Genomic DNA, 26,126 nt, shown 5'->3' with positions numbered 1-26,126 from the left:
ACGATTCCCCCACTCTCTACGCAACAATGCCTTAAAACCGGGCATATTGGAAACATTTTGTTGCGGAACTGAAGACAGCGCCTAGAGCCAGTCGCGCAGGATCGGGATAAGCGGCTCGTCGGCCGGGGGCATCGGGTAATCGCGCAGCGCGTTCGCCTTGACCCAGGCCAGACGCTGCCCCTCTTGCGGGGTTACGGTTCCTTCCCACCGGCGGCAGGCATAGAGCGGCATCAGCAGGTGAAACTCATCGTAGCTGTGGCTGGCGAAGGCGAGCGGCGCAAGGCAGGAGGCACGGGTGTCGATCCCGAGCTCTTCCTGCAACTCGCGGATCAGGGCCGCTTCCGGGGTTTCGCCCGCTTCGACCTTGCCACCGGGAAATTCCCAAAGCCCGGCCATCGACTTACCCTCCGGGCGCTGGGCAATCAGCACACGCCCATCGATGTCGATCAGCGCGACGGCGGAGACGAGAACGATTTTCAAGAGCGGTAATCTGCGTTGATCTGGATGTAGGCATGGGTCAGATCGCAGGTCCAGACCGTTGCCGCCCCTTTGCCAAGCCCGAGATCGACGGCGATGACAAGCTCGTCGTTCTTCATATAGGCCGCGCCCTCATCCTCCCGGTATGACGGCGAAACCCAGCCCTGCGAGGCCACCAGGATATCGCCGAAATGGATCGAGAGCTTGTCGCGATCCGCAGCGGCGCCCGACTTGCCGATCGCCATGACCACACGGCCCCAGTTCGGGTCTTCACCCGCAATTGCCGTTTTCACCAGCGGCGAATTGGCGATGGCCATCGCGTGCCTGCGGGCATCGGCGTCGGCAGCCGCGCCGGTTACCCGGATCTCGACAAATTTCGTCGCCCCCTCGCCATCGCGCACCACCTGATGCGCCAGATCCAGCATGACGCCGCGCAGCGCGGCGATGAACGCCGTAGTGTCTTCGGTGATCTTCACACCGGAGGCGCCAGTGGCCGCCAGCAGCAGCGAGTCGGAGGTCGACGTGTCGCTGTCGACGGTGATGTTGTTGAAGGTCTCGTCGGTCAGGTCCGAAAGCAGCCGCTGCAGCAGCGATTGCTCAACATCCGCGTCGGTGAAGATATAGACCAGCATCGTCGCCATATCGGGGGCGATCATGCCGGAGCCTTTGGCGATGCCGGCGATGCGCACGGTCTTGCCGCCGATCTTGATCTCGGCTCCGGCGCCCTTCGGATAGGTGTCGGTCGTCATGATCGCGCGGGCCGCCAGCTCGATGGCGTCGGCCGACATCGTGCCGTGCAGTTCTTCGACCTTCGCGGTGATCCGCTCAAAGGGCAACGGCTCGCCAATCACGCCGGTTGAGGCGGAATAGACCCTGTTTTGCGGCACGCCTGTGATCCGGGCGACCTCTTCGGTAATCGCCTCGACGGCCTTCACCCCGTTGGTGCCGGTGAAGGCGTTGGAATTGCCGGAGTTCACGATGAAGGCCGCGCCCGCCTTCTGGTCGGTGCCAAGCTTTGCCTGGCAATCGAGCACCGGGGCGGAGCGGGTGGCCGAGCGCGTAAACACCCCGGCCACCGCCGTGCCCGGATCGAGCTCGGCCAGCATCACATCCACCCGGCCCGGATAGCGCACGCCCGCCTTCACCGCCGAGAACCGCGCGCCGCCGATCACCGGCAGATGCGGAAACCCGTCTTTCGGCGCAAGCGGCGAGACGGCATGGGTGTGTGTCCTGGCTTCCCGGACCCGTGCCTTCAGCTTGGCGACCTTTTTCTCAAGCTTGCGGATCTTGGCTTTCTTGCTCATCGCGTGCGCTTTCGTGTGGCCTTAGTCGAGGATCGCGGGATCGCCCAGAACCGCCGGGTCGACCTTTGTGAGATCGGTACGCTCTATCGTGGCGGCGTCAAGCAGCGTTGCAAGCGCCTGCTCCACGGCGTCGTTCTCAAGCTTCGAGATGATATCGCCCTGCACTTCCTCAAGCGCCGGCGCGCCTTTCATGCGGCTTTCGTTCAGCTTGATCACGTGCCAGCCAAACTGCGTCTGCACCGGACCGGCGACGGCGCCGTCGTCCATGCCCGTCACCGCTTCTTCGAACGGCTGCACCATCATGCCTGCGCTAAACCAGCCCAGCTCGCCGCCCGAAGGGCCCGAGGGGCCGGTGGAAAACTCTTGCGCCAGCTCGGCAAAATCGGCGCCGTCTTCGAGTTTGACGATCAGGTCGGCGGCCTCTTCCTCGGTTTCGACGAGGATATGCGAAGCGTTCCACTCCTTTGTCGGCTCGGCATTGGCGTATTCGGCATCATAGGCGGCCTGGATCTTCGCATCGTCCACCGCTTCGGAAAGAACCGAATCCAGTTTTTCGGTCGCGGTGATCGCGCGGCGTTCGTTGTCGAGCTGGATTTGCGCGCGATTGGTCATCTCGCCCATCGCCTGGCCCAGCACCGTCTGCTGGATAAGCTGTTCGATCAGCCCTTCCAGAAGCACCTCGTTGGGCAGGGCCTGATACTGCTCGGGCAACGCCAGACGTGCCGCAACGATGTGGCCGACGGTAATGTCTTCCCCGTTGACCGTGGCGAGAACGGTGTTGGCGTCCACCGCCATGTACTCGGATGCTTCGGGCGCGGCTTCGGTGGTTTCGGCGTCCTGCGCGCGCAGCGGCGCGGCCAGGAAAAGGGAGAGTGCCGCACCGGCAAGAAGCGTGCTGCGAAGGGCCAGAGTTTTCATGGGTTTCCTCATCTGGGCCGATGGCCCGGTGTCGTTGACTATTCCGGCCCCGGCCCTTACATCGCAAGGGTCTCTCGGGGGCCGTGCTCGTGCCCTTGATATGGGGCCGCGCGCAGACGGGCAAGCGCTCCGCGCGATTACGTGAACGAGGAACCCCATCGGGCGGAGAAAACATGCTGGGTATCGGAAATATCGCCAAAAAAGTCTTTGGCACCCCGAACGATCGCAAGATCAAGGCAACCCGCCCCATCATCGAAAAGATCAACGCCCTTGAAGATGAGTTCAAGGCGCTGTCGGACGAGGGGCTTATCGCCAAGACCGAGGAATTCCGAAAGCGGGTGGCCGAGGGTGAAAGCCTCGACGACATCCTGCCCGAAGCCTTCGCGAATTGCCGTGAGGGGGCCCATCGTGCGCTGGGCCTGCGCGCCTTCGATGTGCAGCTCATGGGCGGCATTTTTCTGCACCAGGGCAATATCGCCGAGATGAAGACGGGTGAGGGCAAAACGCTCGTCGCCACCTTCCCCGCCTATCTCAATGCGCTCACCGGCAAGGGCGTGCATATCGTCACCGTCAACGACTATCTCGCCAAGCGCGACGCCGACTGGATGGGCAAGGTTTACGCCCAGCTTGGCATGACCACCGGCGTGATCTACCCGCAGCAGCCCGACGCCGAAAAGCAACAGGCCTATGCCTCTGACATCACCTATGCGACGAACAACGAGCTTGGCTTCGACTACCTGCGCGACAACATGAAAGCCGAGCTGACCCAGATGTATCAGCGCGACCATAATTTCGCGATTGTCGACGAGGTGGACTCGATCCTGATCGACGAGGCGCGCACGCCGCTGATCATCTCCGGCCCGAGCGATGACAGATCGGAGCTCTACGTCAGCATTGATCGCATCATCCCCGAAGTGCTGGACGAGCATTTCACGCTGGACGAAAAGACGCGCAGCGTCACCTACACCGACGAAGGCAACGAGTTTCTCGAACAACGCCTGCACGCCGCCGGCCTGCTGCCGGAGGGGCAAACGCTGTACGATCCCGAAAGCACCTCGCTCGTTCACCATGTGAACCAGGGCCTGCGTGCTCACAAACTGTTCCAGAAAGACAAGGACTATATCGTTCGCAATGGCGAGGCGGTGCTGATCGACGAGTTCACCGGCCGCATGATGACGGGCCGCCGCCTGTCGGAAGGTCTGCACCAGGCCATCGAGGCGAAGGAAGGCTGTGACATCCAGCCCGAAAACGTGACGCTCGCCAGCGTGACCTTCCAGAACTATTTCCGCCTGTATGACAAGCTCGCCGGGATGACCGGCACGGCGCTTACCGAAGCCGATGAGTTTGACGATATCTACAAGCTCGGCGTCGTCGAGGTGCCGACCAATCTGCCCATTGCCCGGATCGACGAGCACGATGCCGTTTACCGCACGGCGCAGGAGAAATACGACGCGATCGTCGAAGAGATCAAAGCCGCGCATGAAAAGGGCCAGCCGGTTCTCGTCGGCACGACCTCGATTGAAAAATCCGAGTTCCTATCGGAGCTTCTGACCAAAGCCGGTGTTGCGCATAACGTGCTCAACGCCCGCCAGCACGAGCAGGAAGCCCAGATCGTTGCCGATGCCGGCAAGCTTGGCGCGGTGACCATCGCCACCAACATGGCCGGCCGCGGGACCGACATCAAACTGGGCGGCAATGTCGAATTCAAGGTGATGGAAGCGCTCGCTGCCGATCCGGAGGCCCATCCCGACGCGGTGCGCGCCCGGATCGAAGCCGAACACGCCGCAGAGGAACAGAACGTCAAGGATGCCGGCGGGCTCTTCGTGCTGGCGACAGAGCGCCACGAGAGCCGCAGGATCGACAACCAGCTGCGTGGCCGCTCTGGCCGCCAGGGCGATCCGGGCCGCTCGGCCTTCTTCCTCAGCCTCGAAGACGATCTGATGCGCATCTTCGGCTCGGAACGGCTCGACAAGGTGCTGAGCACCCTCGGCATGAAGGACGGCGAAGCCATCGTGCATCCCTGGGTGAACAAGAGCCTCGAACGCGCGCAGGCGAAGGTCGAGGGACGTAACTTCGACATCCGCAAGCAGCTTCTCAAATTCGACGACGTGATGAACGACCAGCGCAAGGTGGTCTTCAGCCAGCGCCTCGACATCATGAAATCGGAAGACCTCTCGGATGTGACCGAAGACATGCGCCACCAGGTGATCGACGATCTGGTCGATAGCTTCATGCCCGCGAAAAGCTATGCCGAACAATGGGATACCCATGGCCTCTATGCTGCGGTGATCGAAAAGCTGAACCTCGATCTGCCGATCATCGACTGGGCCAAGGAAGAGGGCGTGGACGATGACATTGTCCGCGAGCGGCTTTACGAGGAATCCGATAAGCAGATGGCCGAAAAGGCCGAGGCTTTCGGCGCCGAGACGATGCGTTCGATCGAAAAGCAGATCCTGCTCCAGACCATCGACGCGAAATGGCGCGAGCATCTGCTGACGCTGGAGCATCTGCGCTCGGTGGTCGGTTTCCGCGGCTATGCCCAGCGCGACCCGCTGAACGAGTACAAGACCGAGAGCTTCCAGCTTTTCGAGAACATGCTCGACGGTCTGCGCGCCGAGGTCACCCAGAAGCTCGGCCAGGTGCGGCCGATGACCAAGGAAGAGCAGGATCAGATGATGCAGCAGATGCTGCAACAGCAGCAGGCTCTGGCCGAAGCTCAGCGCAAGGCCGCCGAGAAGATCACCGGCAAGGCCGAGTTGCCCAAAGGTGTCTCGGTTGCGGGGTTTGACGAAAACAATCCCGAGACCTGGGGCAATCCGGGCCGCAACGATCCCTGCCCCTGCGGGTCGGGCAAGAAATTCAAGCATTGCCACGGCGCGTTCTGACGCGCGCCCTGGCCGCTTTTCCGCACCTGTGAACAATCCGACAGCCTGCCCGTGCGGCGGGATGTCAGATCATGGCGGAGATGTGACGGGCCGCTTGGAAACGCCTTGTTTGTAAGGCGAAATCTTTCTCTTTCCGAAATCGAAACAAAACCGGAAATCGCCACCTTTCGTTCATTTCTTCGGCGTATTGCTGCAGGACACTGCGAGCCGACGGACTGAAAAGGAGATCGTCATGATCGCCGATCTGAAGGCAAAAGCAGCCGGTATCGACAGGAAGCGCATCTATACGGCGGCGGCGGCGCTGCTGATCGCCGGTGCTGCGGGCCACTTCATGCAAAAGAATTCCAGTGCGCCGTCGGGCAAGGGCCCGATGGTGGCTTCGGCCCCGGCGGTCGCGGGCGTTGCGGCGCCGAAACCCACCATGGCGGCCCCGGCCCCGCAAATCCTGGCTGCGGCGGTGCCCGCCCCGGAAACCCCGGCTGAGGCGCCTGCCGTCGCCCCGGTTGACGTGGTTGCCGAAGCGCCATTGCCAGCCATCGAACAGCCGATGCCGTCCTTTGCCGAGGCGAACCTTGTGATTGGCATGGCGCCGGAGGCCCCCAGCGCCGCCGATCCGATGCCCGTCGATCTGGTGACCCGGTCGGAAGCCACGCCGAGCCCGATCCTCGCCACGCCGGATCCGGTGCCTGCTGCCCCACCGGTGGAAGAAATCATCATCGCCGCCGCCGATGTGGCCAACGATCTGGCCAGCGAACCGGCCCCGCCGGTCGCCACCTGCGAAATCGCGATGGATCTTGCCGCTGAAGCGCCCGCGCTGGTAGCAATCACGCTCTCGGCGCCGTGCAATTCCGGCGAGGAGGTCACCTTCAGCCATGCCGGGATGATTTTCTCCGAGCAGCTTGGGCCGGAAGGCGATCTGTTCCTGGCCATGCCGGCGATGGAGGAAAACGCCATCGTCACCGCCACGTTCTCTGACGGGCAGGAAGCGGCGGGCGATATCCTGGTGCCCGATTTCGCCGAGATCGAGCGCGTCGCGCTGGTCTGGAAAGGCCCTACCGGGCTGCAGCTTCACGCGCTGGAAAACGGCGCCAACTACGGCGAGGCGGGCCATATCTGGGCCGAAACCCCGGCATCGGCTGAAAATGCGATTGCAGGCACGGGCGGCTTCGTGTCGGCGCTGGGCAGCACCGCCGATGGCTACGCCGCCGATATCTACACCTATCCCGCCGCGCTGATGCTGGACGGCCAGGAGCCGGATATCTCGATCGAGGCCCAGGTGATGGAAAATACCTGCGCGCACGAGATTGCCGGGACCATCCTGCGCAGCAATCCGGGCCGTGCCGCGACCGTGCAATCGCTCTCGATGGCGGTTCCGGGCTGCGACGCCGTGGGTGAATATCTGGTGTTGAAAAACCTGCCCCAAGACCTGAAACTCGCGCGCAACTGACGCGAGCCCGAGAGGCAGACATGAAAAACCTTCGTGCGGCGGTTTTCGCCGCACTTTTTCTTTTTACGAGTGCCGTGCCTGGCCGGGCCGATGACGTGACGCTTACATCGCGTGACGGGGCGCTGGAAATCACCGGCACCCTGCTTGGCTTCGATGGCGAGTTCTACCGGGTCGAGACCGAGTTCGGCATTCTCACTGTCGACGGCTCCGGTGTGAATTGCGATGGCCCGGCCTGCCCGACGCTCGGCAATTACGTGGCCGAGTTCACCCTGTCCGGCGCGCGCGCGATGGGCGAGGTTCTGATCCCGTCGCTCATCGAGGGCTTCGCGCTGAACGCGGGCTATGCCCTGTCGCGGGAAGAGATCGCGGGCACCGGCCTTTACTACCGCCTGCTTGACGAGGATGGCGGGACCGAGGCGGCGCGGATCACCGTGCGGCTGACCACCTCCGCCGAAGGCTTTGCCGATCTGCTGGGCGAAGAGGCCGACATGGTGCTGTCGCTGCGCGAAGTCACCATTCCCGAGCGCAACATGGCGCGCGAAGCCGGGCTGGGCGATCTGCGCGGCATCCGGCAGTTTCGCGTGCTGGCGCGTGATGCGCTGGTGCCGATCGTTGCTCCGGGCAACCCGGTGCGCCGCCTGTCGATGCAGGATCTGGCGCGGGTCTATGCTGGCGAGATCACCCGCTGGTCGGAGCTTGGCGGCGAGGATGCCCCGATCACCCTGCACCTGACCGAAACGGATGCCGGCATCGGGGCTTTGTTTGTCGACCGCGTGATCGCCGCCCAGGGCAAGGTTCTGTCGGACCGGCTGGCATTGCACGGCACGATCCGCGGGCTGACCGAAGCTGTGGCCGACGACCCTTTCGGCATCGGCATCGGCACATTGTCACAGGCCGGCGTGTCGGAGGTGGTTACCCTTACCGGCGATTGCGCCTTCGAGGTCGAGGCGAGCAGCGCGGCGGTCAAGGCGGGGGATTATCCGCTCACCGCGCCGCTCTATCTCTACCTGCCGGGGCTCAGGCTGCCCAAACTGGCGCGTGATTTTCTGGGCTATATGCGTTCGACCAGTGCGCAGCTCGTCACCCGGCGCGCGGGCTTCGTCGATCAGGCTTTCACAGAGGTGCCGGTGGCGGAGCAGGGCGAGCGGCTGTCGAACGCGATTCTCGCGGCGGGGGCCGAAGTGAGCCTTGCGGAATTGCAGCGCATGGCCGCCCTGTTTGACGGCAAGCAGCGGCTGACGCTCACCTATCGGTTCCGCGGCGGATCGGCAGCGCTCGATGCCCCCTCGCGCGCCAACGTGGCTCTGCTGGCCTCGGCGCTGGAGACCGGGCAGTTCGACGGGCGCCGGCTCGTCTTCGTTGGCTTCAGCGACGGTCAGGGCGATGGCGGGGCCAACCTGCGGCTGTCGCAGCGGCGTGCCAATGCTGTGCGCGATGCCGTGCTGGCCGAAGCGGAGGCATTCGACCCGACCCATGTGACGATTGAAACCGATGGCTTCGGCGAGGCGCTGCCGATGGCCTGTGACGATTCCGACTGGGGCCGCGAGGTGAACCGCCGGGTCGAAGTCTGGGTGGAATAGAGTCTAAATCAGCCCTGCATCGCGGAAGCTCAGCTCGCGCGAGCGGCCGATGATCAGGTGATCGTGCAGCGTGATCTCCAACGCCTCCAGCGCCGTATGAATGCGCGCGGTCATTGCAATGTCGCTCTCTGACGGGGTCGGATCGCCGGATGGGTGGTTGTGCACGAGGATGAGCGCCGAGGCGTTCAGCTCAAGCGCCCGCTTCGCCACTTCGCGCGGATAGACCGGCACGTGGTTCACCGTGCCGCGCGCCTGCTCTTCATCCGCGATGAGCGCATTGCGCCGGTCGAGGAACAGTACGCGGAAATGCTCGGTATTGCGGTGGGCCATCGCGGTATGGCAATAGTCGATCAGCGCATCCCACGATGAGATGACGCAGCGCCCCATCACCCGGGCGCGGGCAAGGCGCTGGGCCGCAGCTTCGACGATCTTGAGCTCCTGCACCACGACCGCGCCCACGCCGCTTTGCTCGGCGAGCCGCTCCGGCGGGGCCGAGATGACACCGTTGAAATCGCCGAACCGGTCGAGCAGGGCGCGCGCCAGCGGCTTCACATCCTGCCGGGGCAGGGCGCGAAACAGGATCAGTTCGAGAAGCTCGTAATCCGGCACCGCTCCTGCGCCACCCGTCATGAACCGTGTGCGCAGCCGCTTGCGGTGGTCGGAAATGTAGGAGGGCAGGCGGGCCTTGCCGGGCGCCATGGGCAGGGCAGGGGCCTCGTCGCCAAACAGGGGCAGGGGGCGTTCGGACATATGCGACTCGGGGCAGGACATGCCCCGAGCCTGGCGCGATGTGGTGAAAGAAAGGTTAACGGGCCAGGGCTGCCACCCTAGCCCTTCATCCCGTCCCAGAAACTCTTCACCTTGGTGAAGAAGCTGGAGCTTTCGGGGTTGTTCTCTTCCGAAAGCTCCTCGAACTCGCGCAGCAGCTCTTTCTGGCGCGAGGTGAGGTTCACGGGCGTTTCCACGGCGAGCTCGATATACATATCGCCCGCGCCGCCGCCGCGCAGCGCCGGCATGCCCTTGCCGCGCAGCCGCATCTGCCGCCCCGATTGCGACCCCGCCGGGATCTTCACCCGGCTGCGGCCACCGTCGATCGTGGGCACCTCGATATCGCCGCCCATCGCCGCCGTCGCCATCGACACCGGCACGCGGCAATGGAGGTTGACCCCCTCGCGTTCGAAGATCGGGTGGCCTGCCACTTCGATGAAGATATAGAGATCGCCCGAGGGGCCGCCGCGCAGGCCAGCTTCGCCTTCGCCGGCAAGACGGATGCGGGTGCCCGTCTCAACCCCTGCCGGGATGTTCACGCTCAGGGCGCGCTCTTTCTCGATCCGGCCATGGCCGTGGCACGTCTTGCACGGGTTCTTGATCATCTGCCCGACACCGTGACAGGTGGGGCAGGTGCGCTCGACGGTGAAGAAGCCCTGTTGCGCGCGCACCTTGCCCAGCCCCGAACAGGTCGGGCAGGTGGTCGGCTCGCTGCCGCCCTCGGCGCCGGTGCCGTTGCAGGAATCGCAGGCCACCGAGGTGGGCACGTTGATGGTTTTCTGCAGCCCGTTATAGGCCTCTTCGAGAGTGACGCGCATGTTGTAACGCAGATCGGAGCCGCGCGTGGCACGCCGCCCGCCGCCCGCGCGCCCGCCGCCCATGAAATCGCCGAACAGATCGTCGAACACATCCGAGAAGGCCGAGGCGAAATCGCCCTGGCCCTGAAAGCCGCCGCCGGGGCGCCCGCCGCCGCCCATGCCGCCTTCGAAGGCAGCATGGCCGAAGCGGTCATAGGCCGCTTTCTTGTCGGCGTCTTTCAGAACGTCATAGGCTTCGTTCACTTCCTTGAACTGGGCCTCGGCGTCGGGATTGTCGGCGTTCCGGTCGGGGTGGAGCTCCTTGGCCTTGGTGCGATAGGCCTTCTTGATCTCGTCCGCCGACGCGCCTTTCGACGCGCCCAGAACTTCGTAATAGTCACGCTTCGACATCGGGTGTCATTCCCCTTGGGAACGCAAGCGCCGGCCCACACACTGGCGGGCCGGCGGCAAGCTTGTCAGTCCTTACGACCGTTTGTCGTCGTCGAGGTCTTCGAAGTCGGCATCGACGATATCATCGTCCACGCCCGCCGGCGCATCATCGTCTTCCGGCTCTTCGCCCGCCGAAGCCTGCTCGGCCTTGTAGATGGCCTCGCCCAGCTTCATCGCGGCATCGGTCACGTTCTGGATGCCCGACTTGATCTTGTCGGCGTTGTCCTTCTCAAGTTCGTCCTTGAGCGCGGCGATGGCCAGTTCGATCGCTTCGATGGTGGTCGGGTCGACCTTGCTGCCGTGCTCTTCCACCGACTTCTCGGTCGAATGGATGAGGCTCTCGGCCTGGTTCTTCGCCTCGACAAGCTCTTTGCGGGCCTTGTCGGCTTCGGCGTTGTCCTCGGCGTCCTTCACCATCTTGTCGATGTCTTCGTCGGACAGACCGCCCGAAGCCTGGATCGTGATCCGGTGCTCCTTGCCGGTGCCTTTGTCCTTGGCCTGGACCGAGACGATGCCGTTGGCGTCGATGTCGAAGGTCACTTCGATCTGCGGCATGCCGCGCGGGGCCGGCGGGATATCTTCGAGGTTGAACTGGCCGAGCAGCTTGTTGTCGGCAGCCATCTCGCGCTCACCCTGGAACACCCGGATCGTCACCGCGTTCTGATTGTCTTCGGCGGTGGAGAACACCTGGCTCTTCTTCGTCGGGATCGTCGTGTTGCGGTCGATCAGCCGGGTGAACACGCCGCCCAGCGTTTCGATGCCGAGCGAAAGCGGGGTCACGTCGAGCAGGACCACATCTTTCACGTCGCCCTGAAGCACACCGGCCTGGATCGCGGCGCCCATCGCCACAACCTCATCGGGGTTCACACCCTTATGCGGCTCCTTGCCGAAGAACTTGGTGACCTCTTCCATCACCTTCGGCATCCGGGTCATGCCGCCGACGAGGATCACCTCGTCGATGTCTTCCTTCGACAGGCCGGCATCTTTCAGCGCCGCCTGGCAGGGCTTCATCGAGTTCTTGATCAGATCGCCGACGAGGCTTTCCAGCTTCGCGCGGGTGAGCTTCATCACCATGTGCAGCGGCTGACCGTCGGACCCCATCGAGATGAACGGCTGGTTGATCTCGGTCTGGCTCGACGAGGAAAGCTCGATCTTGGCTTTCTCGGCGGCTTCCTTGAGACGCTGCAGCGCCATCTTGTCTTTGGTCAGATCGACGTTGTTTTCCTTTTTGAACTCGTCGGCGAGGTAGTTCACGATCCGCATGTCGAAATCTTCACCGCCAAGGAACGTGTCGCCATTGGTGGATTTCACTTCGAACAACCCGTCGTCGATTTCGAGGATGGTGATGTCGAAGGTGCCGCCGCCGAGGTCATAGACGGCGATGGTCTTGTTGTCTTTCTTCTCAAGCCCATAGGCCAGCGCGGCCGCGGTCGGCTCGTTGATGATCCGCAGCACTTCGAGGCCCGCGATCTTGCCGGCGTCTTTGGTGGACTGGCGCTGGGCGTCGTTGAAATAGGCGGGCACGGTGATGACGGCTTGCGTCACCTCTTCACCAAGGTAGCTCTCGGCGGTCTCTTTCATCTTTTGCAGGATGAAGGCCGAAATCTGCGACGGCGAATACTTTTCGCCCGCGGCTTCAACCCACGCATCGCCGTTGCCGCCGTTGATGATCTTGTAGGGCACCATATGCTTGTCTTTTTCGACGGCCGGATCGTCGTAGCGACGACCGATCAGGCGCTTGACGGCGAAGACGGTGTTGTCGGGGTTGGTAACGGCCTGCCGCTTGGCGGGCTGGCCGACGAGCCGCTCTTCATCCTTGAAGGCGACGATGGAGGGCGTCGTGCGCGCCCCTTCGGAGTTCTCGATAACCCGCGGCTGCGAACCATCCATGATGGCAACACAGGAGTTCGTGGTGCCGAGGTCGATACCGATGACTTTGGCCATGCTCAAAATCCTCTCTTGGCGATGTTGTGGGCCTGGGCCTTGGAAAGCACCCGTGCCCGATCCCGGTTTGTTGGCCGGAGGGGGATCCCTGTCCGGCGTCCCGGCGTATATAGGGAGGGCAAAAGAGCGCTGCAAGCCGCGTAAATGGGGCGAAAATGCAAAAAACCGAGTCGTTTTCAGGGTTTTGGCAATGAATGCGACGAATGGCCCGCGCCCGCCGGACCTGCATGTGGGGGGCGCAACGATCTGGAAGGGGTTGATCGACGCCCATGCGCAGGCGGCAATCGTCGCACGCCTGCGCGATATCGTGGCCGCCGCACCGCTGTTTTCACCCGAGACGCGCTGGGGCAAGCCGATGTCTGTGCGGATGACGAGCGCGGGCCGCTACGGCTGGTATTCCGACCGGGCAGGCTACCGTTACATCGACCATCACCCATCGGGAGCGGCGTGGCCGCCGATCCCCGACGAGGTGCTGGAGGTTTGGCGCACCGTGGCCCCGGATGCACGCGCGCCCGATTGCTGCCTTGTGAATTTCTACAGCGGAACCGCCAGGATGGGCCTGCACCAGGACCGGGACGAGGCCGATTTTTCACAGCCGGTGGTGTCAATCAGCCTCGGTGACGACGGGCTTTTTCGGATCGGCGGCACCGAGCGCGGCGGCAAGACGCAATCTGTCTGGCTCGCCTCGGGCGACGTGCTGGCTCTCGGTGGCGAGGCGCGGCTGGCCTATCACGGGATCGACCGGATCCGGCAAGGCTCGTCCGGCCTTCTCAGGGAAGGTGGGCGGATCAATCTGACCCTCCGCGTGGTAGACTGAGACGGCGCGTGCCGGACTTTGGTTGTGCGTTAATCCAGCGTTTATCTGTTGCCGAAGAGTTAATTGAAAAACTATTCTAAGATGCTGAAAATAATAGACTATCTTCCTCTGAGCGACACTACGATTCTAGAGTTCTAGAGTTCTAGAGTCGCTCCAGGCCCCAACCGGGTAGCAAAAGAAAAGGGGCGCAGCCCGTCGGCTCCGCCCCTTCGTCATCCGAGCTTTCCGAACCCTAAAGCCCTTCGCGGGCCACCAGTTCCATCTCGTGACTATCTTCGCGCGCCACGGTTTCGACGCCGAGCTTGCCACGCAGCGTGACCACGGTGCCGATCATGATCAGCGCGGGCCCCTTGAGCTTTGCCGCCGCCACCTTCGCGCCGATATCGGCCAGCGTTCCGGCGACGATCTTCTGGGTGGTGCGGGTGCCGTTGTCGATCACCGCGATGGGCATCTCGGCGGGCACGCCCTGCGCCATCGCCGCCTCGGCGATCTCGGCCACAAAGCGCAGGCCCATATAGACCACGACCGTCTGATCGTGGCGGGCAAGGCGCGTCCAGTCATGTGGCAGCAGCCCGTCTTTGCCATGCGCGGTCACGAAGACGACGCTTTGCGAATGGTCACGGTGGGTGAGCGGGATGCCGGCGGACGAGCCGCAGCCGGCGGCGGCGGTGATGCCCGGCACGACGATCACCGGAATGCCGTGTTCGGCCACATCTTCCAGCTCTTCGCCGCCGCGGCCGAAGATGAACGGATCGCCGCCCTTGAGCCGCAGCACCCGCTGGCCTGTCTTGGCGCGGTCGATCATCAGCGTGGTGATGTCTTGCTGGCTCATCACGTGATCGCCGGCACGTTTGCCGACATTGATCCGCTCGGCATCGCGGCGCACGAGGTCGAGGATGCCGGGGCCGATCAGCCGGTCATAAAGCACCACATCGGCGTGCTGCATCATGCGCAGGGCCTTGAAGGTCAGCAGATCCGGATCGCCCGGCCCGGCGCCGACAAGCCAGACTTCGCCGCGCTTGAGATCGTTCGTGCCGCTGGCGAGGTCTTGCTCCACGAGTTGCGCCGCGAGCGCCTCGTCGCCGGCGAGAAAGGCATCGCCCACCGAGCCTTCGATCAGGTTTTCCCAAAACCGCCGCCGGGCGGTGCCGCCCTTGATCTGCTCGGCGATCCTGTCGCGGTAGCCGGAGAGAAAATCGGCCAGCCGGCCATAGGCGGCGGGCAGCATCGCCTCGACCCGGGCGCGCAGGATACGCGCCACAACGGGCGCCGCGCCGCCGGTGGAGATCGCGATCGTCAGCGGATCGCGCTCGACCACCGAGGGGGTGATGAAATCGCAGTAATCCTTCTCGTCGGCCACGTTCGCCAGCGCACCGTGCCGCTTCGCCGCGGCGTAGAGCAGCGCATCGCGTTCGGCCACTTCCGACGCACCATAAGCCACCAGACACCCGGCGAAATCCGCCTCGACCGGCACGCGATCGTGATAGGTCAGGTTCTTGTGCCCGAAGAAGGCGCGCACTTCGGCGCCCGGTTCGGGGTCGAAGCACCGCACCCTGGCTCCGGCTGCGAGCGCCCGCTCGATCCGCCGCGCGGCCACCGTGGTGCCGCCATCGACGATCACCGTCTTGCCGGCGACGTCGAGAAAGATCGGAAGGTAATCCATCAGGAATTCTGCCTTGCCCAGTCGCCCATCGCATCGGCGAGCGCCGCGGCGCTGTCGCCGTCGAGGTCCACCTGCGTGATCCGTCGGCCTTCGCGCAGGATCAGCCGCAGCATCTTCATGCCGCCGTCGAAGGTCACCTCCCGCAATTCGGCCTTGCGGCTGTAGGGCAATTCGTAATTGGCAATCTCGCGCAGGTCGTCACTCATAGCGCAGCCCCCGGGTAAATGCGCCCTCAAGCAGCCATTCCCACTTGCGGGGCGTGTCCTTGTAATCGGGCTTGAGATCGAATTCGAGATGCATGATCCCGCTTTCGGCGGCATGGGCCACCAGCCGTTCCAGCTCCGAGAAGCTCGTCACCTCCGGGTGGCCGATGATCAGATCGCTCAGCCGGGCGTGGTTGGTCTCGGTCATGTCAGCTTCCTTTCACGCGGTTGTGGAACCGGACGCGATAAACCACGCGCGGGGAAAACTCCTGGCGCGTGGCATCGAATCCGGTCCGGTCGTGCAGAACGTTGTTGCAGAGCACGCCCTGCCCCTCCTCGAACCTAAGAGAGATCGTCAGAGGATCGGGCTTTTCAAGGGTGGATTGCAGAAACGCCACCGCTTCGCGGGTGAGCGAATCGTCGCGCCAGGCGATCGACCGGGTGCGTGCAGTGTAGCGCATCTGCAAAGCGCCGGTTTCCTCGTCGGCGAAAAACACCGGCCCAACCGAGGCCGGGCGATAGCTGCCCTCTTCCTCGTTCGCCGGGATGGTCATCGCCTCGGGATGCATCAGCGCGGCGACGTAATCGGGGTTTTCATCCATCAGGCGGATATAGGCGATGGTGTGATCGAGAAACTGGTTCGAGCCGCCATCGTCCGCCGGCACCGCTGTATGAAGCACCATCGCGCTGATCCGGTCGTCGGGCGCGTTGTAGTAGCCATCGGTGTGCCAGTTCATCTTGCGCTTGGAATAGGGGATGTAGCCTTTCTGGCTCGGCGCATCGCTTTCGCGCAGGGCGACGATCCCGTCGCCGCCGGCCGAGCGGTGCTTCTCGGCGATGCGCAATCCCATGGCGTCGGCAAAGGCCCGGAGCTTCTCGCGCCGGGCCGACGATTCGGAGGTTTGATAGAGCGCGAGATTCGCCGCCCCGCAGCGCCGGATCAGCTCCGATTTCTCCGGTTCGGAGGGATTCGCGAGGTCCGCCACTTCGACGAAACCAGCCGACCTGGCGGCCTCGGCGGCCTCTAGCCGAGCCTCCCGCCAATTCCGATAAAAATCATCGGCCTTTGGCGTTTTCCAGGAAAAGCCTTTGAGTTCATTCGTGTTAATGGCCATCTCCTCCCACCGTCACGCTATCCGACTGTTTTTGTCGGTAATATTCTGTTGTTTCTTTTGCAGTTGCGGCAACTTTTTCCTTTTACATTCGATTATCCGGATGTGTAAATTAATCTCAACACGCTTCAATGGTCGGCGGGTGAATCGCATGCGCGGGGAGAAAAGGACGGCGCAGGCGACAAGCCCGAGACGGGAGCGGGTTCGATCGAACGATTAACACGCGCGACCAACCTTAGGGAGGATCAAATGAAAGACGATCAGACCGGCCAGACCAAGCACGCGACGCCGATGCTTGACGAGCTCGAAGGCGGCAAGTGGCCGAGCTTCGTGACCGGCCTCAAGCGCCTGCGCGACGAGGGGACGGAAAGCAATCAGGCGATCATGAATGACCTCCTCGGTCAGCTTGAACACTCCTATGAGGAGAAGCTGGGCTTCTGGAAGGGCGGCGCCATCTCGGTGATGGGCTATGGCGGCGGTGTCATTCCTCGGTTTTCGGAAGTGGCCGCGAAATATCCGGCCTCGAAGGAATTCCATACCCTGCGGGTGATGCCGCCGGCGGGCTTCCACTATTCCACCGATCTCCTACGTCAGATGGCGGATATCTGGGAAAAGCACGGCTCCGGCCTCATCGCTTTCCACGGCCAGTCGGGCGATATCATGTTCCAGGGCTGCTCCTCGGAGGCCGTCCAGCCGGCGTTTGACGAACTCAACGAGTTGGGCTTTGACCTCGGCGGCGCCGGCCCGGCGCTGCGGACCGCGATGTCCTGCGTCGGCCACGCACGCTGCGAGCAGTCCTGCTTCGACGAGGTGCGCGCCCACCGCACGATGATCAACGCCTTCCTCGACGAGATGCACCGCCCGTCGCTGCCCTACAAGTTCAAGTTCAAGTTCTCGGGCTGCGGCAATGACTGCGTGAACGCCATCCACCGCGCCGACTTCGCGGTGATCGGCACCTGGCGCGACGACATCAAGATCGACCAGGAGAAGGTGAAGGAGCACGTCGCCAAGGTTGGCCGCAAATACACGATCGACACCGTCGTTTCGATGTGCCCGACCCGCGCCATCTCGCTCAATGACGACGACACCCTTGAGATCGACAACCAGTCCTGCGTGCGCTGCATGCACTGCATCAACGTCATGACCAAGGCGCTCAGCCCGGGTGACGACAAGGGCGTTTCGATCCTGATCGGCGGCAAGCGTTCGCTGAAGGTCGGCGACCTCATGGGCACCATGATCGTTCCGTTCATGAAGCTCGAATCGGACGAAGATTTCGAGCGTCTGGAAGAGTTTGGCGAGACCGTCATCGAATTCTTCGCCGACAACGCGCTTGAGCATGAGCGGATCGGCGAAACGATCGACCGTATCGGCCTGCCCGCCTTCATCGAGGCCGTTGGGATCGAGCCCGATCCGAACATGGTCAACCACCCGCGCACCTCGTCCTATGTCCGCACGGACGACTTCGACGAAGAAGCCGAGAAGTGGTTCGCCCGCAAGGCCGCAGAAGCTCAGATCAGCGCCGAGTAATCGACGCTCCAATTTCGATGATACTGCACCCGCGTCCGCCCCTCGGCGGCGCGGCTTGGGAGGAAAAGCATGAATCAGCAAGCCGAAAAGCCCCGTATGCCCGATGAGGTCGGCGTCCCGGATCCGTTCCCGTATATGCACCCGGTGATGAAGGCCAACTACGGCAACTGGGATTGGCATGACCGTCCGCGCCCCGGCGTTCTGCACCACGTGTCGAAATCCGGCGACGAGATCTGGACGGTGCGTGCCGGCACCCAGCGCCAGATGGACGTGTTCACCATCCGCAAGCTCTGCGATATCGGCGACAATCTTGCCGACGGCCATGTGCGCTTCACCACCCGCTCGAACATCGAGTACATGGTGGCGGACGAAGCCAAGGTGCAGCCGCTGATCGACGAGCTTGAAGCCAACGGCTTCCCGGTGGGTGGCACCGGCGCCTCGGTGTCGATGATCTCGCACACCCAGGGCTGGCTGCACTGCGACATCCCCGGCACCGACGCTTCGGGCGTGGTGAAATCGCTCATGGACGTGCTCTATGACGAGTTCGTTCAGGAGAAGATGCCGAACCGCGTGCGCATCACCACTTCGTGCTGCCAGATCAACTGCGGCGGCCAGGGCGATATCGCGGTGAACGTGCAATACACCAAGCCGCCGCGCATCAACCACGATCTCGTGGCCAACGTCTGCGAACGCCCCGCCGTTGTGGCCCGTTGCCCGGTTGCGGCCATCCGCCCGGCCATGGTCAACGGCAAGCCCTCGCTGGAAGTTGACGAGAAGAAATGCGTGGCCTGCGGTGCCTGCTACCCGCCCTGCCCGCCGATGCAGATCAACGGCAAGGAAGAAACCCGGATCGCGATCTGGGTGGGCGGCAAGCACTCGAACGCCCGTTCGAAGCCGACCTTCCACAAGCTGGCCGTGGCCAACCTGCCCAACAACCCGCCGCATTGGCCGGAAGTTGCCGGGATCGTTCGCAAGATCGTCCAGACCTACAAGACCGATGCCAAGCATTGGGAGCGTATGGGCGAGTGGATCGAGCGGATCGGCTGGAACCGCTTCTTCGAGAAAACGGGCCTGGCCTTCACCAAGCACCACCTCGACACCTGGACCGGCGCGCGCAAGACGATGAACATGTCGGCGCACGTCCACTTCTAAGGCTCAAGTCAGAGGAATATGTGAAGTGAAGATCGGAGTTCTCGTTTCCGAAGGGCCGTACACGCACCAGGCTGCGGACACGGCGTACAAATTCGTGACGGCCGCGCTTGCGGCCGGCCACGAAGTCCCGCGGGTCTTTTTCTACCATGACGGTGTGAACGTCGCGACGCGCCTGTCGGTGCCGCCGCAGGACGAACGTCACATCCAGCAGAACTGGACCGCACTCGCCAAGGAGCATGGCATCGACCTCGTGGTCTGCATTGCCGCGGCCCAGCGCCGCGGGATGCTCGACGAAAACGAAGCCAACCGCCAGGGCAAGGATGCCAGCAACATCGCCGAGGGCTTCCGCATCTCGGGCCTTGGCCAGCTCATCGAAATGGGAATCCAGACCGACCGTCTGGTGACCTTCGGCGATTGAGGGGGAACGAAAATGTCTGACGTGAAAAAGTTCCTCTATCTGAACCGCCGCGCGCCCTACGGCACGATCTACGCCCTCGAAAGCCTTGAGGTCGTTCTGATCGGCGCTGCTTTCGAGCAGGACGTGGCGCTGGCGTTCGTGGATGATGGCGTGTTCCAGCTCACCAAGGGGCAGAACACTGACGGAATCGGCGTGAAGAATTTCTCGCCGACGTTCCGGGCGCTGGGCGATTACGATGTGCAGAAGCTGTATGTCGAGCGCGAGAGCCTGGAAGAGCGGGGGCTCAGCGAGGACGATCTCATGGAGGTCGTATACGAAGACGAGGATGACGATTGGGAGGAGAAACCCGCCATCCGCGTTATCAGCCGCGCCGAAATGGCCGACGTCATGGCCGATGCCGACGTCGTGCTGAGCTTCTGAGGGAGGGGGAGAAATGTCTACGCTTCACACGGTAAACAAATCGCCCTTCACGACACAGGCGCTCGTGAGCTGCCTGAATCACGCCAAACCCGGCGATGCCATCCTCATGATCGAAGATGGTGTCTACGGTGGGCTCGGCGGCACCGGTTTGACCGAAATCATTGCGGAATTCGGAAAAAACGTGTCGCTCTACGTGTTGTCGCCCGACCTCGCCGCGCGCGGGTTCGACGCTGGCCGTCTTATCGGTGAGGTCGAGGGTGTCGACTACGACGGGTTTGTGGACCTGGTCACCAAACACGACCGGACCCAGGCCTGGCTCTAACGCAAGATCAACAGAAGGAAAGCGAACATGGCATACGAAGTGAACGGCACCACCGTTGAACACGACGAAGAAGGCTACATCACCAACCTGAGTGAATGGACGCCGGAACTCGCCGAAGTCATCGCCAAAGCCGAAGACATCGAGATGGACGACGAACGCTGGGAAGTGGTGAACTTCCTGCGTGAATACTACGATGAATACCAGATCGCCCCGGCGGTCCGCGTGCTCATCAAAGCCGTCAAGAAAACGATGGGTCCGGAAAAGGGCAACAACAAGTACATGTACGAGCTGTTCCCCTACGGCCCGGCCAAGCAAGCCTGTAAGATCGCGGGCCTGCCGAAGCCGACCGGCTGCGTCTGATACCAAATCAGCGATAGGGCCCGGCGGCGACACGCACGCCGCCGGACCACACCAGAATTTTGCTAATGCCCTGAAAAACAAAAGCTTCGGGGCAAGCGATGGGAGGAGTCTGCGTGCTGTCTACGATCTACGCATTGCTGTTCTATGGGGCGACGATCCTGATCGTCGTCGGTGTCGCGGCGAAGATCCGCAAGTATGCAGCTACTCCTGCCCCCCTCAAGATTCCGACCACCCCGGCCCCCACCACACGCGGCGGCGTGGTCCTGCGGATGCTCCGCGAGGTGATCTTTTTCGAGAGCCTGTTCAAGTCCAACAAGTGGATCTGGCTGTTCGGCTGGATGTTCCACATGGCGCTCTGGCTCGTGATCATCCGCCACCTGCGCTACACGATCCCCGGCAACACGCCTTGGCTTCTGGATTTTCTCCAGCCCTTCGGCAAATATGCCGGCTTCGCGATGGTTCTGGGCCTCCTCGGCCTCTGGGCACGCCGCTTCCTCGTCGACCGCGTGCGCTACATCTCGAACCCGTCGGACCATCTGATCCTTGCCCTGCTCGTCGCCATCGGCCTCTCGGGCCTGACGATGAAATTCGTCGCCCATACCGATGTAGTGGCGGTGAAGGCGTTCATGAGCGGGCTCTGGACCTTCAAGATCAATACGCTGCCGACCGATCCGTTCATCCTGATCCACCTTACGCTGGTGCTGATCCTGATGATCATCTTCCCGATTTCAAAGCTGCTGCATGCGCCGGGCGTGTTCTTCAGCCCGAGCCGCAACCAGGTCGACAACCCGCGCGAGCAGCGCCACATCGCCCCCTGGGCGGCCGAACTGGAGAAGTGATCCATGGCTGACGGCGATACCAATATCCCGAAACTCGACGATCCGCTTCAGGTTCCCTGCATCAAGCCGGGCGCGATGGAGGGCCTGCAGCCCTTCCTTGCCTCGCCGGAACACAACAAGGCGCTGGGCTTTCCCGAAGAGCTCGTGCCCGACTGGAAGGAAAAGGCGCTCGCGAAGATGAAGGAGCTTGCGGACAAGAACCGCGCGTTCCAGGTCTATCTCGACATCTGCGTGAAATGCGGCGCCTGCACCGACAAGTGCCATTACTTCCTCGGCACCGCCGACCCGAAGAACATGCCCGTCGCCCGGCAGGATCTGCTGCGCTCGGTCTATCGCCGCTACTTCACCTTTGCGGGCAAGTACTTCCCGTGGCTCGTCGGTGCGCGCGACCTCACCAAAGAGGTGCTCGATGAGTGGTATTCCTACTACCACCAGTGCTCCGAATGCCGTCGCTGCTCGGTGTTCTGCCCCTACGGGATCGACACCGCCGAGATCACCATGGCCGCGCGCGATATCCTCGACGCTGTCGGCTACGGGATGAAATATTCCAACGAGATCATCGGCAAGGTCCACACCGTCGGCAACAACCTCGGCCTGAATCCGAAGGCGCTCGCCGCGACGCTGGAAGACCTCGAAGAAGATATCGAAGACGAAACCGGCGTCTCCGTCCGGCTGCCGATCGACGAGCACGGCGCCGATATTCTGCTGGTGACGCCCTCGGCCGACTTCTTTGCCGAACCGCATATCGACGGCCTGATCGGCTATGCCAAGGTGTTCCACCAGGCCGGTGTGAGCTGGACGCTCAGCTCCTATGCCTCGGAAGCGGCCAATTTCGGCCTGTTCATCGGCAACTATGAGAACATGCGCCTCGTCTCGCAGCGGATTCGTAAAGCCGCGAAAGACCTTGGCGTAAAGCGGATCATCTTCGGCGAGTGCGGCCATGCCTGGCGCGTGGCCTATTCGTTCCTGAACACGCTCGCCGGCCCCTGGGATTTCCTCGATCCGAAATACCCGGTGCCGCAGCACATTCTCGAATTCACCTGGAACGAGATCCAGCAGGGCAACCTGACGCTCGACCCGTCGCGCAACGACCATATGACGGTCACGTTCCACGACAGCTGCAACGTCGCCCGCGGTTCGCGCATGGGCGACATGCCCGGCGGCCAGTTCGAGATTCCGCGTAACGTGATCAAGGCGGTCTGCAACAATTTCGTCGATATGGACCAGGACACGATCCACGAGAGCACCCTGTGCTGCGGTGGCGGTGGCGGCCTGTTGACGGACGACCTCATGGACCTGCGCATCAAGGGCGCCAGCCCACGCATGACCGCGCTTCAGAAGACCACCGAGGAAAGCGGCGTAACCCACATGGCCGCGATCTGCGCCATCTGCAAAACGCAGTTTTCCAAGGTGATGCCGAAATATGGCTATGACATGGACTCGATCGTTTCCGTGCACCAGCTGGTGTCCAACGCGATCATCCTCGATGGCCAGGAAACCGACGACGACGCCGACGAGTAAGGCGCAAGGGAGGACCAGATTATGAACGATATGGACCCGAACACCAAGCCGACTTTCCGGCGTTTCCAGGAAGGCGAGACGGCTGAAGATTGGGCTCTGGAAGAGAAGATCTTCCAGGCGGACCACAGCTACAAGTGCCCGACCTATGTCCACAAGACGCCGCCGTGCCAGGGCGCCTGCCCTTCGGGTCACAATATCCGTGGCTGGCTCGCCATCGCGCGCGGCATGGACAAGCCGCCGGTCGAGGACATGCCCTGGCAGGAATACGCCTTCCGCAACATGGTGGAGGCCAACCCCTTCCCGGCCACGATGGGCCGCGTTTGCCCCGCACCCTGTGAGGCGGGCTGCAACCGCAACGAGGTGGACGATTACGTCGGCATCAATGGCGTCGAGCAATATGTCGGCGACTGGGCCAACGAGAACAACATCAAGATGGCCGCGCCGGCTGCCGAGACGGGCCGCAAGATTGCCGTCATCGGCGGTGGCCCCGCCGGCCTTTCGGCGGCGTACTTCCTGCGCCTCGACGGCCATGACGTGACCCTGTTCGAAGCCAACGAAGAGCTGGGCGGCATGATGCGCTACGGCATCCCGGGCTACCGGACCCCGCGCGACATGCTCGACAAGGAGATCGGCCGTATCATCGACATGGGCGTGAAGGTGCACACCAACACCCGTGTGGGCCAGGACGTATCTGTCGAAGAGCTCGACAAGGCGTTTGACGCGGTGTTCTGGGCGCTTGGCGCGCAGCAGGGCCGTCCGCTGCCGATCGCAGGCTGGGACGAAACCGAAAACTGCATCAACGGCATCGAATTCCTCGATGCGTTCAATAAAGGCTGGGTGCTTGGCACCGCCAAGAAGGTTGTCGTGGTCGGCGGTGGCGACACCTCGATCGACGTTGCCTCGGTGGCCCGCCGCCTCGGCAATATCACCGAAGTGAAGTCCTCGGAGCACCCGGACGGGACCGTGATCGACTGGGCCGCACATGACGCCGCCGGCCTGCTCACCCGTTCGGGCATTCAGGCCACGCTGACCTCGCTCTTCCCGGTTGAGCAGATGACTGCCGCCGAGCATGAGCGCGAAGACGCCAAGCGCGAAGGCATCGACATCAAAGGCGGGGTGATGCCGCTTGAGGTGATCAAGAACGAAAACGGCATCGCCACCGGCCTGAAGATGTGCGAATGTGTGATGAAGGGCAACGTGCCGGAGCCTGTCGAGGGCACCGAGTTCACGCTGGAGGCCGATATCATCATCGCCGCCATCGGCCAGATGGGCGATCTGAGCCACGGTCTTGAAGATCTCGACAACGGCCGCGGCTTCATCGACGCCACGCCGACCTACCAGGTCAAAGGCAAGGAGAAGCATTTCGTCGGCGGCGATATCATCCGCCCGCACCTGCTGACCACCGCCATCGGCCATGGCCGGATCGCCGCCGAAACCATCAACGATTTCCTCGATGACGGCGAGATCCACAAGCGTCCGAAAGTGGATGTGCATCACTGGAATCTGATGGAAGAGCTGCACCAGCGCGGCAAGGATCCGGAAGAGTACCCGCACCAGCAGATCAGCGGCACCTCGTCGGCCGATTGGGCGATCCACAACTACGAAGACCGGTCTTCGAGCCAGATCATCCCGCATACCGAGCTGTTCAAAGGTCACTTCAACTACGTGCCGCGCGAAGTGCGCGACCAGAAGGAGATCGTCGGCGATGCGGTGCTCGGCAACTTCGAGGAGCGGATCATCGGCTTCTCCGAAGAGCAGGCGCAGAAGGAAGGCGAGCGCTGCATGTCCTGCGGCCTGTGCTTCGAATGCGACAACTGCGTGATCTTCTGCCCGCAGGATGCCGTGTTCCGCATCCCGAAGGGCGACCGCACCGTCGGCCGCTATGTCGACACCGACTACACCAAGTGCGTCGGCTGCCACATCTGTGCGGATGTGTGCCCGACCGGTTACATCAAGATGGGTCTCGGGGAGTGACCATGCGGCTCGTTCTCGCTTTCCTTGCCGTGATTGGTTTCGCCGGGGGTGCGGCGGCCGACGGGACTGGTCCCGTCGTGCCCGCCGCGACCGGTGACCCACACCCCGAAGGCAGTGACTACTGGCGGATCCATCACATGGACATGCTCAAGCATGACCGTGACCTGACGATGCGCGACGGCGTGCGCGATCTTTCGCCCGACGATCTGGCGATCAACGCTTCCATCGGCGAATGCTTCGACTGCCACGCGGTGAAGGACGAGGCCGGAGACTATGTGACCTTTGCCGACGACCGCCACTTCTGCCGGGTCTGCCACGACTATGCGGCGGTGACGGTCGATTGCTTCTCCTGCCACCGGTCGACCCCGTCGAACGAAAGCGCCGTTGCCTACCGGACGATGGCCGGGCCGGAAGATCCGAGCTCGATCGAAGCCTATCTTTCCCGCGTCGCGCAGGAGATGAACGAATGACCAATCGCGCCGAAATGACCCGCCGCGACATCCTGAAATCGGGCGCGGCGGCCTCCACCGTTACTCTTGCGCCGGGTGTGACCCTGATGGCGTTCGGCGGCACCGCCGAAGCCTCGTCGCGGGCCGATGCGGGCAAGCGCTGGGGTCTGCTCATCGACGCCTCGAAATGCGATGCGAACTGCACCGACTGCGTGACCGCCTGCAAGGTCGAAAACGGCTGGGGCGCGGATGCCGAGCATGGTCATGTCAGCGCCGACCAGAGCCCGGAATGGATTCGCAAGGTCACCCTGAAAGACAAATCCACCGGCCGCGAAGTGTCGGCCCCGGTCATGTGCCAGCATTGCGAAGAACCGCCTTGCGTCGACGTTTGCCCGACCGGCGCGTCGATGAAGCGCGAAGACGGGATCGTGCTGGTCGACAAGCATATCTGTATCGGCTGCCGCTATTGCATGATGGCCTGCCCCTTCAAGGCGCGCAGCTTCGTGCATGAGCCGATCACCGACCAGAACGTGCAGTCACCGCGCGGCAAGGGCACGGTCGAAAGCTGCAACCTCTGCGCCCCGCGCATCGACTCTGGCCGCATCCCGGCCTGTGTCGAAGCCTGTGAAAATGCCGGCCATTCGGCGATCCTGTTCGGCGATCTGAAAGATCCCGAAAGCCCGATTTCGAAGGCGCTCAAAGAATACGATTCGGTAGCCCTGCGTGCCGACCTGGAGCTGAACCCGGGCGTCCGCTACACGAACCTCTGACGGGGAACG

The 26,126-nt window shown here is 62.9% G+C and carries 25 protein-coding genes; 15 read left to right on the top strand and 10 right to left on the bottom strand.

Annotation, left to right across the window (positions count from 1 at the left end; translation table 11 throughout):
- Nucleotides 1-81: 81 nt before the first annotated feature.
- From mutT to QMG28_RS01450, 3 genes are read right to left on the bottom strand one after another with little or no spacing between them, the layout of a single operon-like run.
- Nucleotides 82-480, bottom strand: a complete 399-nt coding sequence (mutT, locus tag QMG28_RS01460) for an 8-oxo-dGTP diphosphatase MutT (RefSeq protein ID WP_281840386.1) — start codon at nucleotides 478-480, stop codon at nucleotides 82-84.
- On the bottom strand, nucleotides 477-1,781 hold the full coding sequence (gene argJ / locus QMG28_RS01455; protein WP_281840385.1) for a bifunctional glutamate N-acetyltransferase/amino-acid acetyltransferase ArgJ: 1,305 nt from the start codon (nucleotides 1,779-1,781) through the stop codon (nucleotides 477-479). The genes mutT and argJ overlap by 4 nt, the downstream gene beginning before the upstream one ends.
- A gap of 21 nt (nucleotides 1,782-1,802) precedes the next feature.
- On the bottom strand, nucleotides 1,803-2,699 hold the full coding sequence (locus QMG28_RS01450) for a peptidylprolyl isomerase (RefSeq protein WP_281840384.1): 897 nt from the start codon (nucleotides 2,697-2,699) through the stop codon (nucleotides 1,803-1,805).
- A gap of 173 nt (nucleotides 2,700-2,872) precedes the next feature.
- Between QMG28_RS01450 and secA the strand changes: the two genes are divergently transcribed.
- From secA to QMG28_RS01435, 3 genes are all read left to right on the top strand, one after another.
- Nucleotides 2,873-5,584 (top strand): preprotein translocase subunit SecA, encoded by a 2,712-nt coding sequence (secA, locus tag QMG28_RS01445; protein ID WP_281840383.1) that lies wholly within the window; start codon nucleotides 2,873-2,875, stop codon nucleotides 5,582-5,584.
- Nucleotides 5,585-5,816: 232 nt separating this feature from the next.
- Complete coding sequence (locus QMG28_RS01440) at nucleotides 5,817-7,031, top strand: hypothetical protein (RefSeq protein WP_281840382.1); 1,215 nt, start codon at nucleotides 5,817-5,819, stop codon at nucleotides 7,029-7,031.
- Between the two features lie 20 nt (nucleotides 7,032-7,051).
- Nucleotides 7,052-8,611: a phosphate ABC transporter substrate-binding/OmpA family protein gene (locus tag QMG28_RS01435; RefSeq protein ID WP_281840381.1), complete on the top strand. Its 1,560-nt coding sequence runs from the start codon at nucleotides 7,052-7,054 to the stop codon at nucleotides 8,609-8,611.
- Nucleotides 8,612-8,614: 3 nt separating this feature from the next.
- Here the strand turns inward: QMG28_RS01435 and radC are convergent, their stop codons facing one another.
- The 3 genes from radC to dnaK form a co-directional block, all read right to left on the bottom strand.
- The gene (radC, locus tag QMG28_RS01430) at nucleotides 8,615-9,361 is read right to left on the bottom strand and encodes a RadC family protein (RefSeq protein ID WP_281840380.1); all 747 of its coding nucleotides are present in this window, start codon (nucleotides 9,359-9,361) and stop codon (nucleotides 8,615-8,617) included.
- Between the two features lie 77 nt (nucleotides 9,362-9,438).
- Nucleotides 9,439-10,587, bottom strand: a complete 1,149-nt coding sequence (gene dnaJ / locus QMG28_RS01425; RefSeq protein WP_281840379.1) for a molecular chaperone DnaJ — start codon at nucleotides 10,585-10,587, stop codon at nucleotides 9,439-9,441.
- A 72-nt stretch (nucleotides 10,588-10,659) separates the two neighbouring features.
- On the bottom strand, nucleotides 10,660-12,570 hold the full coding sequence (dnaK, locus tag QMG28_RS01420) for a molecular chaperone DnaK (protein ID WP_281840377.1): 1,911 nt from the start codon (nucleotides 12,568-12,570) through the stop codon (nucleotides 10,660-10,662).
- A gap of 190 nt (nucleotides 12,571-12,760) precedes the next feature.
- On the opposite strand from dnaK, the gene QMG28_RS01415 reads away from it, so the two are divergent.
- Nucleotides 12,761-13,387, top strand: coding sequence for an alpha-ketoglutarate-dependent dioxygenase AlkB family protein (locus QMG28_RS01415; RefSeq protein WP_281840376.1), 627 nt, complete (start codon nucleotides 12,761-12,763; stop codon nucleotides 13,385-13,387).
- A gap of 232 nt (nucleotides 13,388-13,619) precedes the next feature.
- Here the strand turns inward: QMG28_RS01415 and cysG are convergent, their stop codons facing one another.
- From cysG to QMG28_RS01395, 4 genes are read right to left on the bottom strand one after another with little or no spacing between them, the layout of a single operon-like run.
- On the bottom strand, nucleotides 13,620-15,050 hold the full coding sequence (cysG, locus tag QMG28_RS01410) for a siroheme synthase CysG (protein WP_281840375.1): 1,431 nt from the start codon (nucleotides 15,048-15,050) through the stop codon (nucleotides 13,620-13,622).
- A complete protein-coding gene (locus tag QMG28_RS01405; protein WP_281840374.1) occupies nucleotides 15,050-15,256 on the bottom strand; it encodes a DUF6967 family protein in 207 nt (68 codons plus the stop codon). Before QMG28_RS01405 ends, cysG begins: the two co-directional genes overlap by 1 nt.
- Nucleotides 15,249-15,461 carry a hypothetical protein gene (locus QMG28_RS01400; protein ID WP_281840373.1) on the bottom strand — a complete coding sequence of 71 codons (213 nt, stop codon included), beginning with the start codon at nucleotides 15,459-15,461 and terminating at the stop codon, nucleotides 15,249-15,251. Before QMG28_RS01400 ends, QMG28_RS01405 begins: the two co-directional genes overlap by 8 nt.
- Nucleotide 15,462: 1 nt before the next feature.
- Nucleotides 15,463-16,239: a TauD/TfdA family dioxygenase gene (locus QMG28_RS01395; protein WP_281840372.1), complete on the bottom strand. Its 777-nt coding sequence runs from the start codon at nucleotides 16,237-16,239 to the stop codon at nucleotides 15,463-15,465.
- Nucleotides 16,240-16,614: 375 nt separating this feature from the next.
- On the opposite strand from QMG28_RS01395, the gene dsrA reads away from it, so the two are divergent.
- The 11 genes from dsrA to dsrO all read left to right on the top strand — a co-directional run bounded on the left by dsrA (nucleotide 16,615) and on the right by dsrO (nucleotide 26,117).
- A complete protein-coding gene (dsrA, locus tag QMG28_RS01390) occupies nucleotides 16,615-17,892 on the top strand; it encodes a dissimilatory-type sulfite reductase subunit alpha (protein WP_281840371.1) in 1,278 nt (425 codons plus the stop codon).
- Between the two features lie 69 nt (nucleotides 17,893-17,961).
- Nucleotides 17,962-19,044, top strand: a complete 1,083-nt coding sequence (gene dsrB / locus QMG28_RS01385) for a dissimilatory-type sulfite reductase subunit beta (RefSeq protein WP_281840370.1) — start codon at nucleotides 17,962-17,964, stop codon at nucleotides 19,042-19,044.
- A 25-nt stretch (nucleotides 19,045-19,069) separates the two neighbouring features.
- A complete protein-coding gene (tusD, locus tag QMG28_RS01380) occupies nucleotides 19,070-19,462 on the top strand; it encodes a sulfurtransferase complex subunit TusD (RefSeq protein ID WP_281840369.1) in 393 nt (130 codons plus the stop codon).
- 12 nt (nucleotides 19,463-19,474) lie between these two features.
- Complete coding sequence (gene tusC / locus QMG28_RS01375) at nucleotides 19,475-19,882, top strand: sulfurtransferase complex subunit TusC (RefSeq protein ID WP_281840368.1); 408 nt, start codon at nucleotides 19,475-19,477, stop codon at nucleotides 19,880-19,882.
- Between the two features lie 13 nt (nucleotides 19,883-19,895).
- A complete protein-coding gene (tusB, locus tag QMG28_RS01370; protein WP_281840367.1) occupies nucleotides 19,896-20,204 on the top strand; it encodes a sulfurtransferase complex subunit TusB in 309 nt (102 codons plus the stop codon).
- Between the two features lie 27 nt (nucleotides 20,205-20,231).
- Nucleotides 20,232-20,564: a TusE/DsrC/DsvC family sulfur relay protein gene (locus tag QMG28_RS01365; protein ID WP_281840366.1), complete on the top strand. Its 333-nt coding sequence runs from the start codon at nucleotides 20,232-20,234 to the stop codon at nucleotides 20,562-20,564.
- A 113-nt stretch (nucleotides 20,565-20,677) separates the two neighbouring features.
- Complete coding sequence (locus tag QMG28_RS01360; RefSeq protein ID WP_281840365.1) at nucleotides 20,678-21,403, top strand: respiratory nitrate reductase subunit gamma; 726 nt, start codon at nucleotides 20,678-20,680, stop codon at nucleotides 21,401-21,403.
- Between the two features lie 3 nt (nucleotides 21,404-21,406).
- The gene (dsrK, locus tag QMG28_RS01355; RefSeq protein WP_281840364.1) at nucleotides 21,407-22,924 is read left to right on the top strand and encodes a sulfate reduction electron transfer complex DsrMKJOP subunit DsrK; all 1,518 of its coding nucleotides are present in this window, start codon (nucleotides 21,407-21,409) and stop codon (nucleotides 22,922-22,924) included.
- Between the two features lie 21 nt (nucleotides 22,925-22,945).
- Complete coding sequence (locus QMG28_RS01350) at nucleotides 22,946-24,898, top strand: NAD(P)-binding protein (RefSeq protein WP_281840363.1); 1,953 nt, start codon at nucleotides 22,946-22,948, stop codon at nucleotides 24,896-24,898.
- Nucleotides 24,899-24,900: 2 nt separating this feature from the next.
- Nucleotides 24,901-25,368: a hypothetical protein gene (locus QMG28_RS01345; RefSeq protein ID WP_281840362.1), complete on the top strand. Its 468-nt coding sequence runs from the start codon at nucleotides 24,901-24,903 to the stop codon at nucleotides 25,366-25,368.
- Nucleotides 25,365-26,117, top strand: coding sequence for a sulfate reduction electron transfer complex DsrMKJOP subunit DsrO (dsrO, locus tag QMG28_RS01340; protein WP_281840361.1), 753 nt, complete (start codon nucleotides 25,365-25,367; stop codon nucleotides 26,115-26,117). The genes QMG28_RS01345 and dsrO overlap by 4 nt, the downstream gene beginning before the upstream one ends.
- Nucleotides 26,118-26,126 lie beyond the last annotated feature (9 nt).

Origin of the sequence: Sinisalibacter aestuarii (assembly GCF_027923545.1) — a bacterium.
Lineage (GTDB): Bacteria > Pseudomonadota > Alphaproteobacteria > Rhodobacterales > Rhodobacteraceae > Sinisalibacter > Sinisalibacter aestuarii.
The sequence above is the reverse complement of the archived record's forward strand: the minus strand, read 5'-3'. Positions and strand labels throughout refer to the sequence as shown.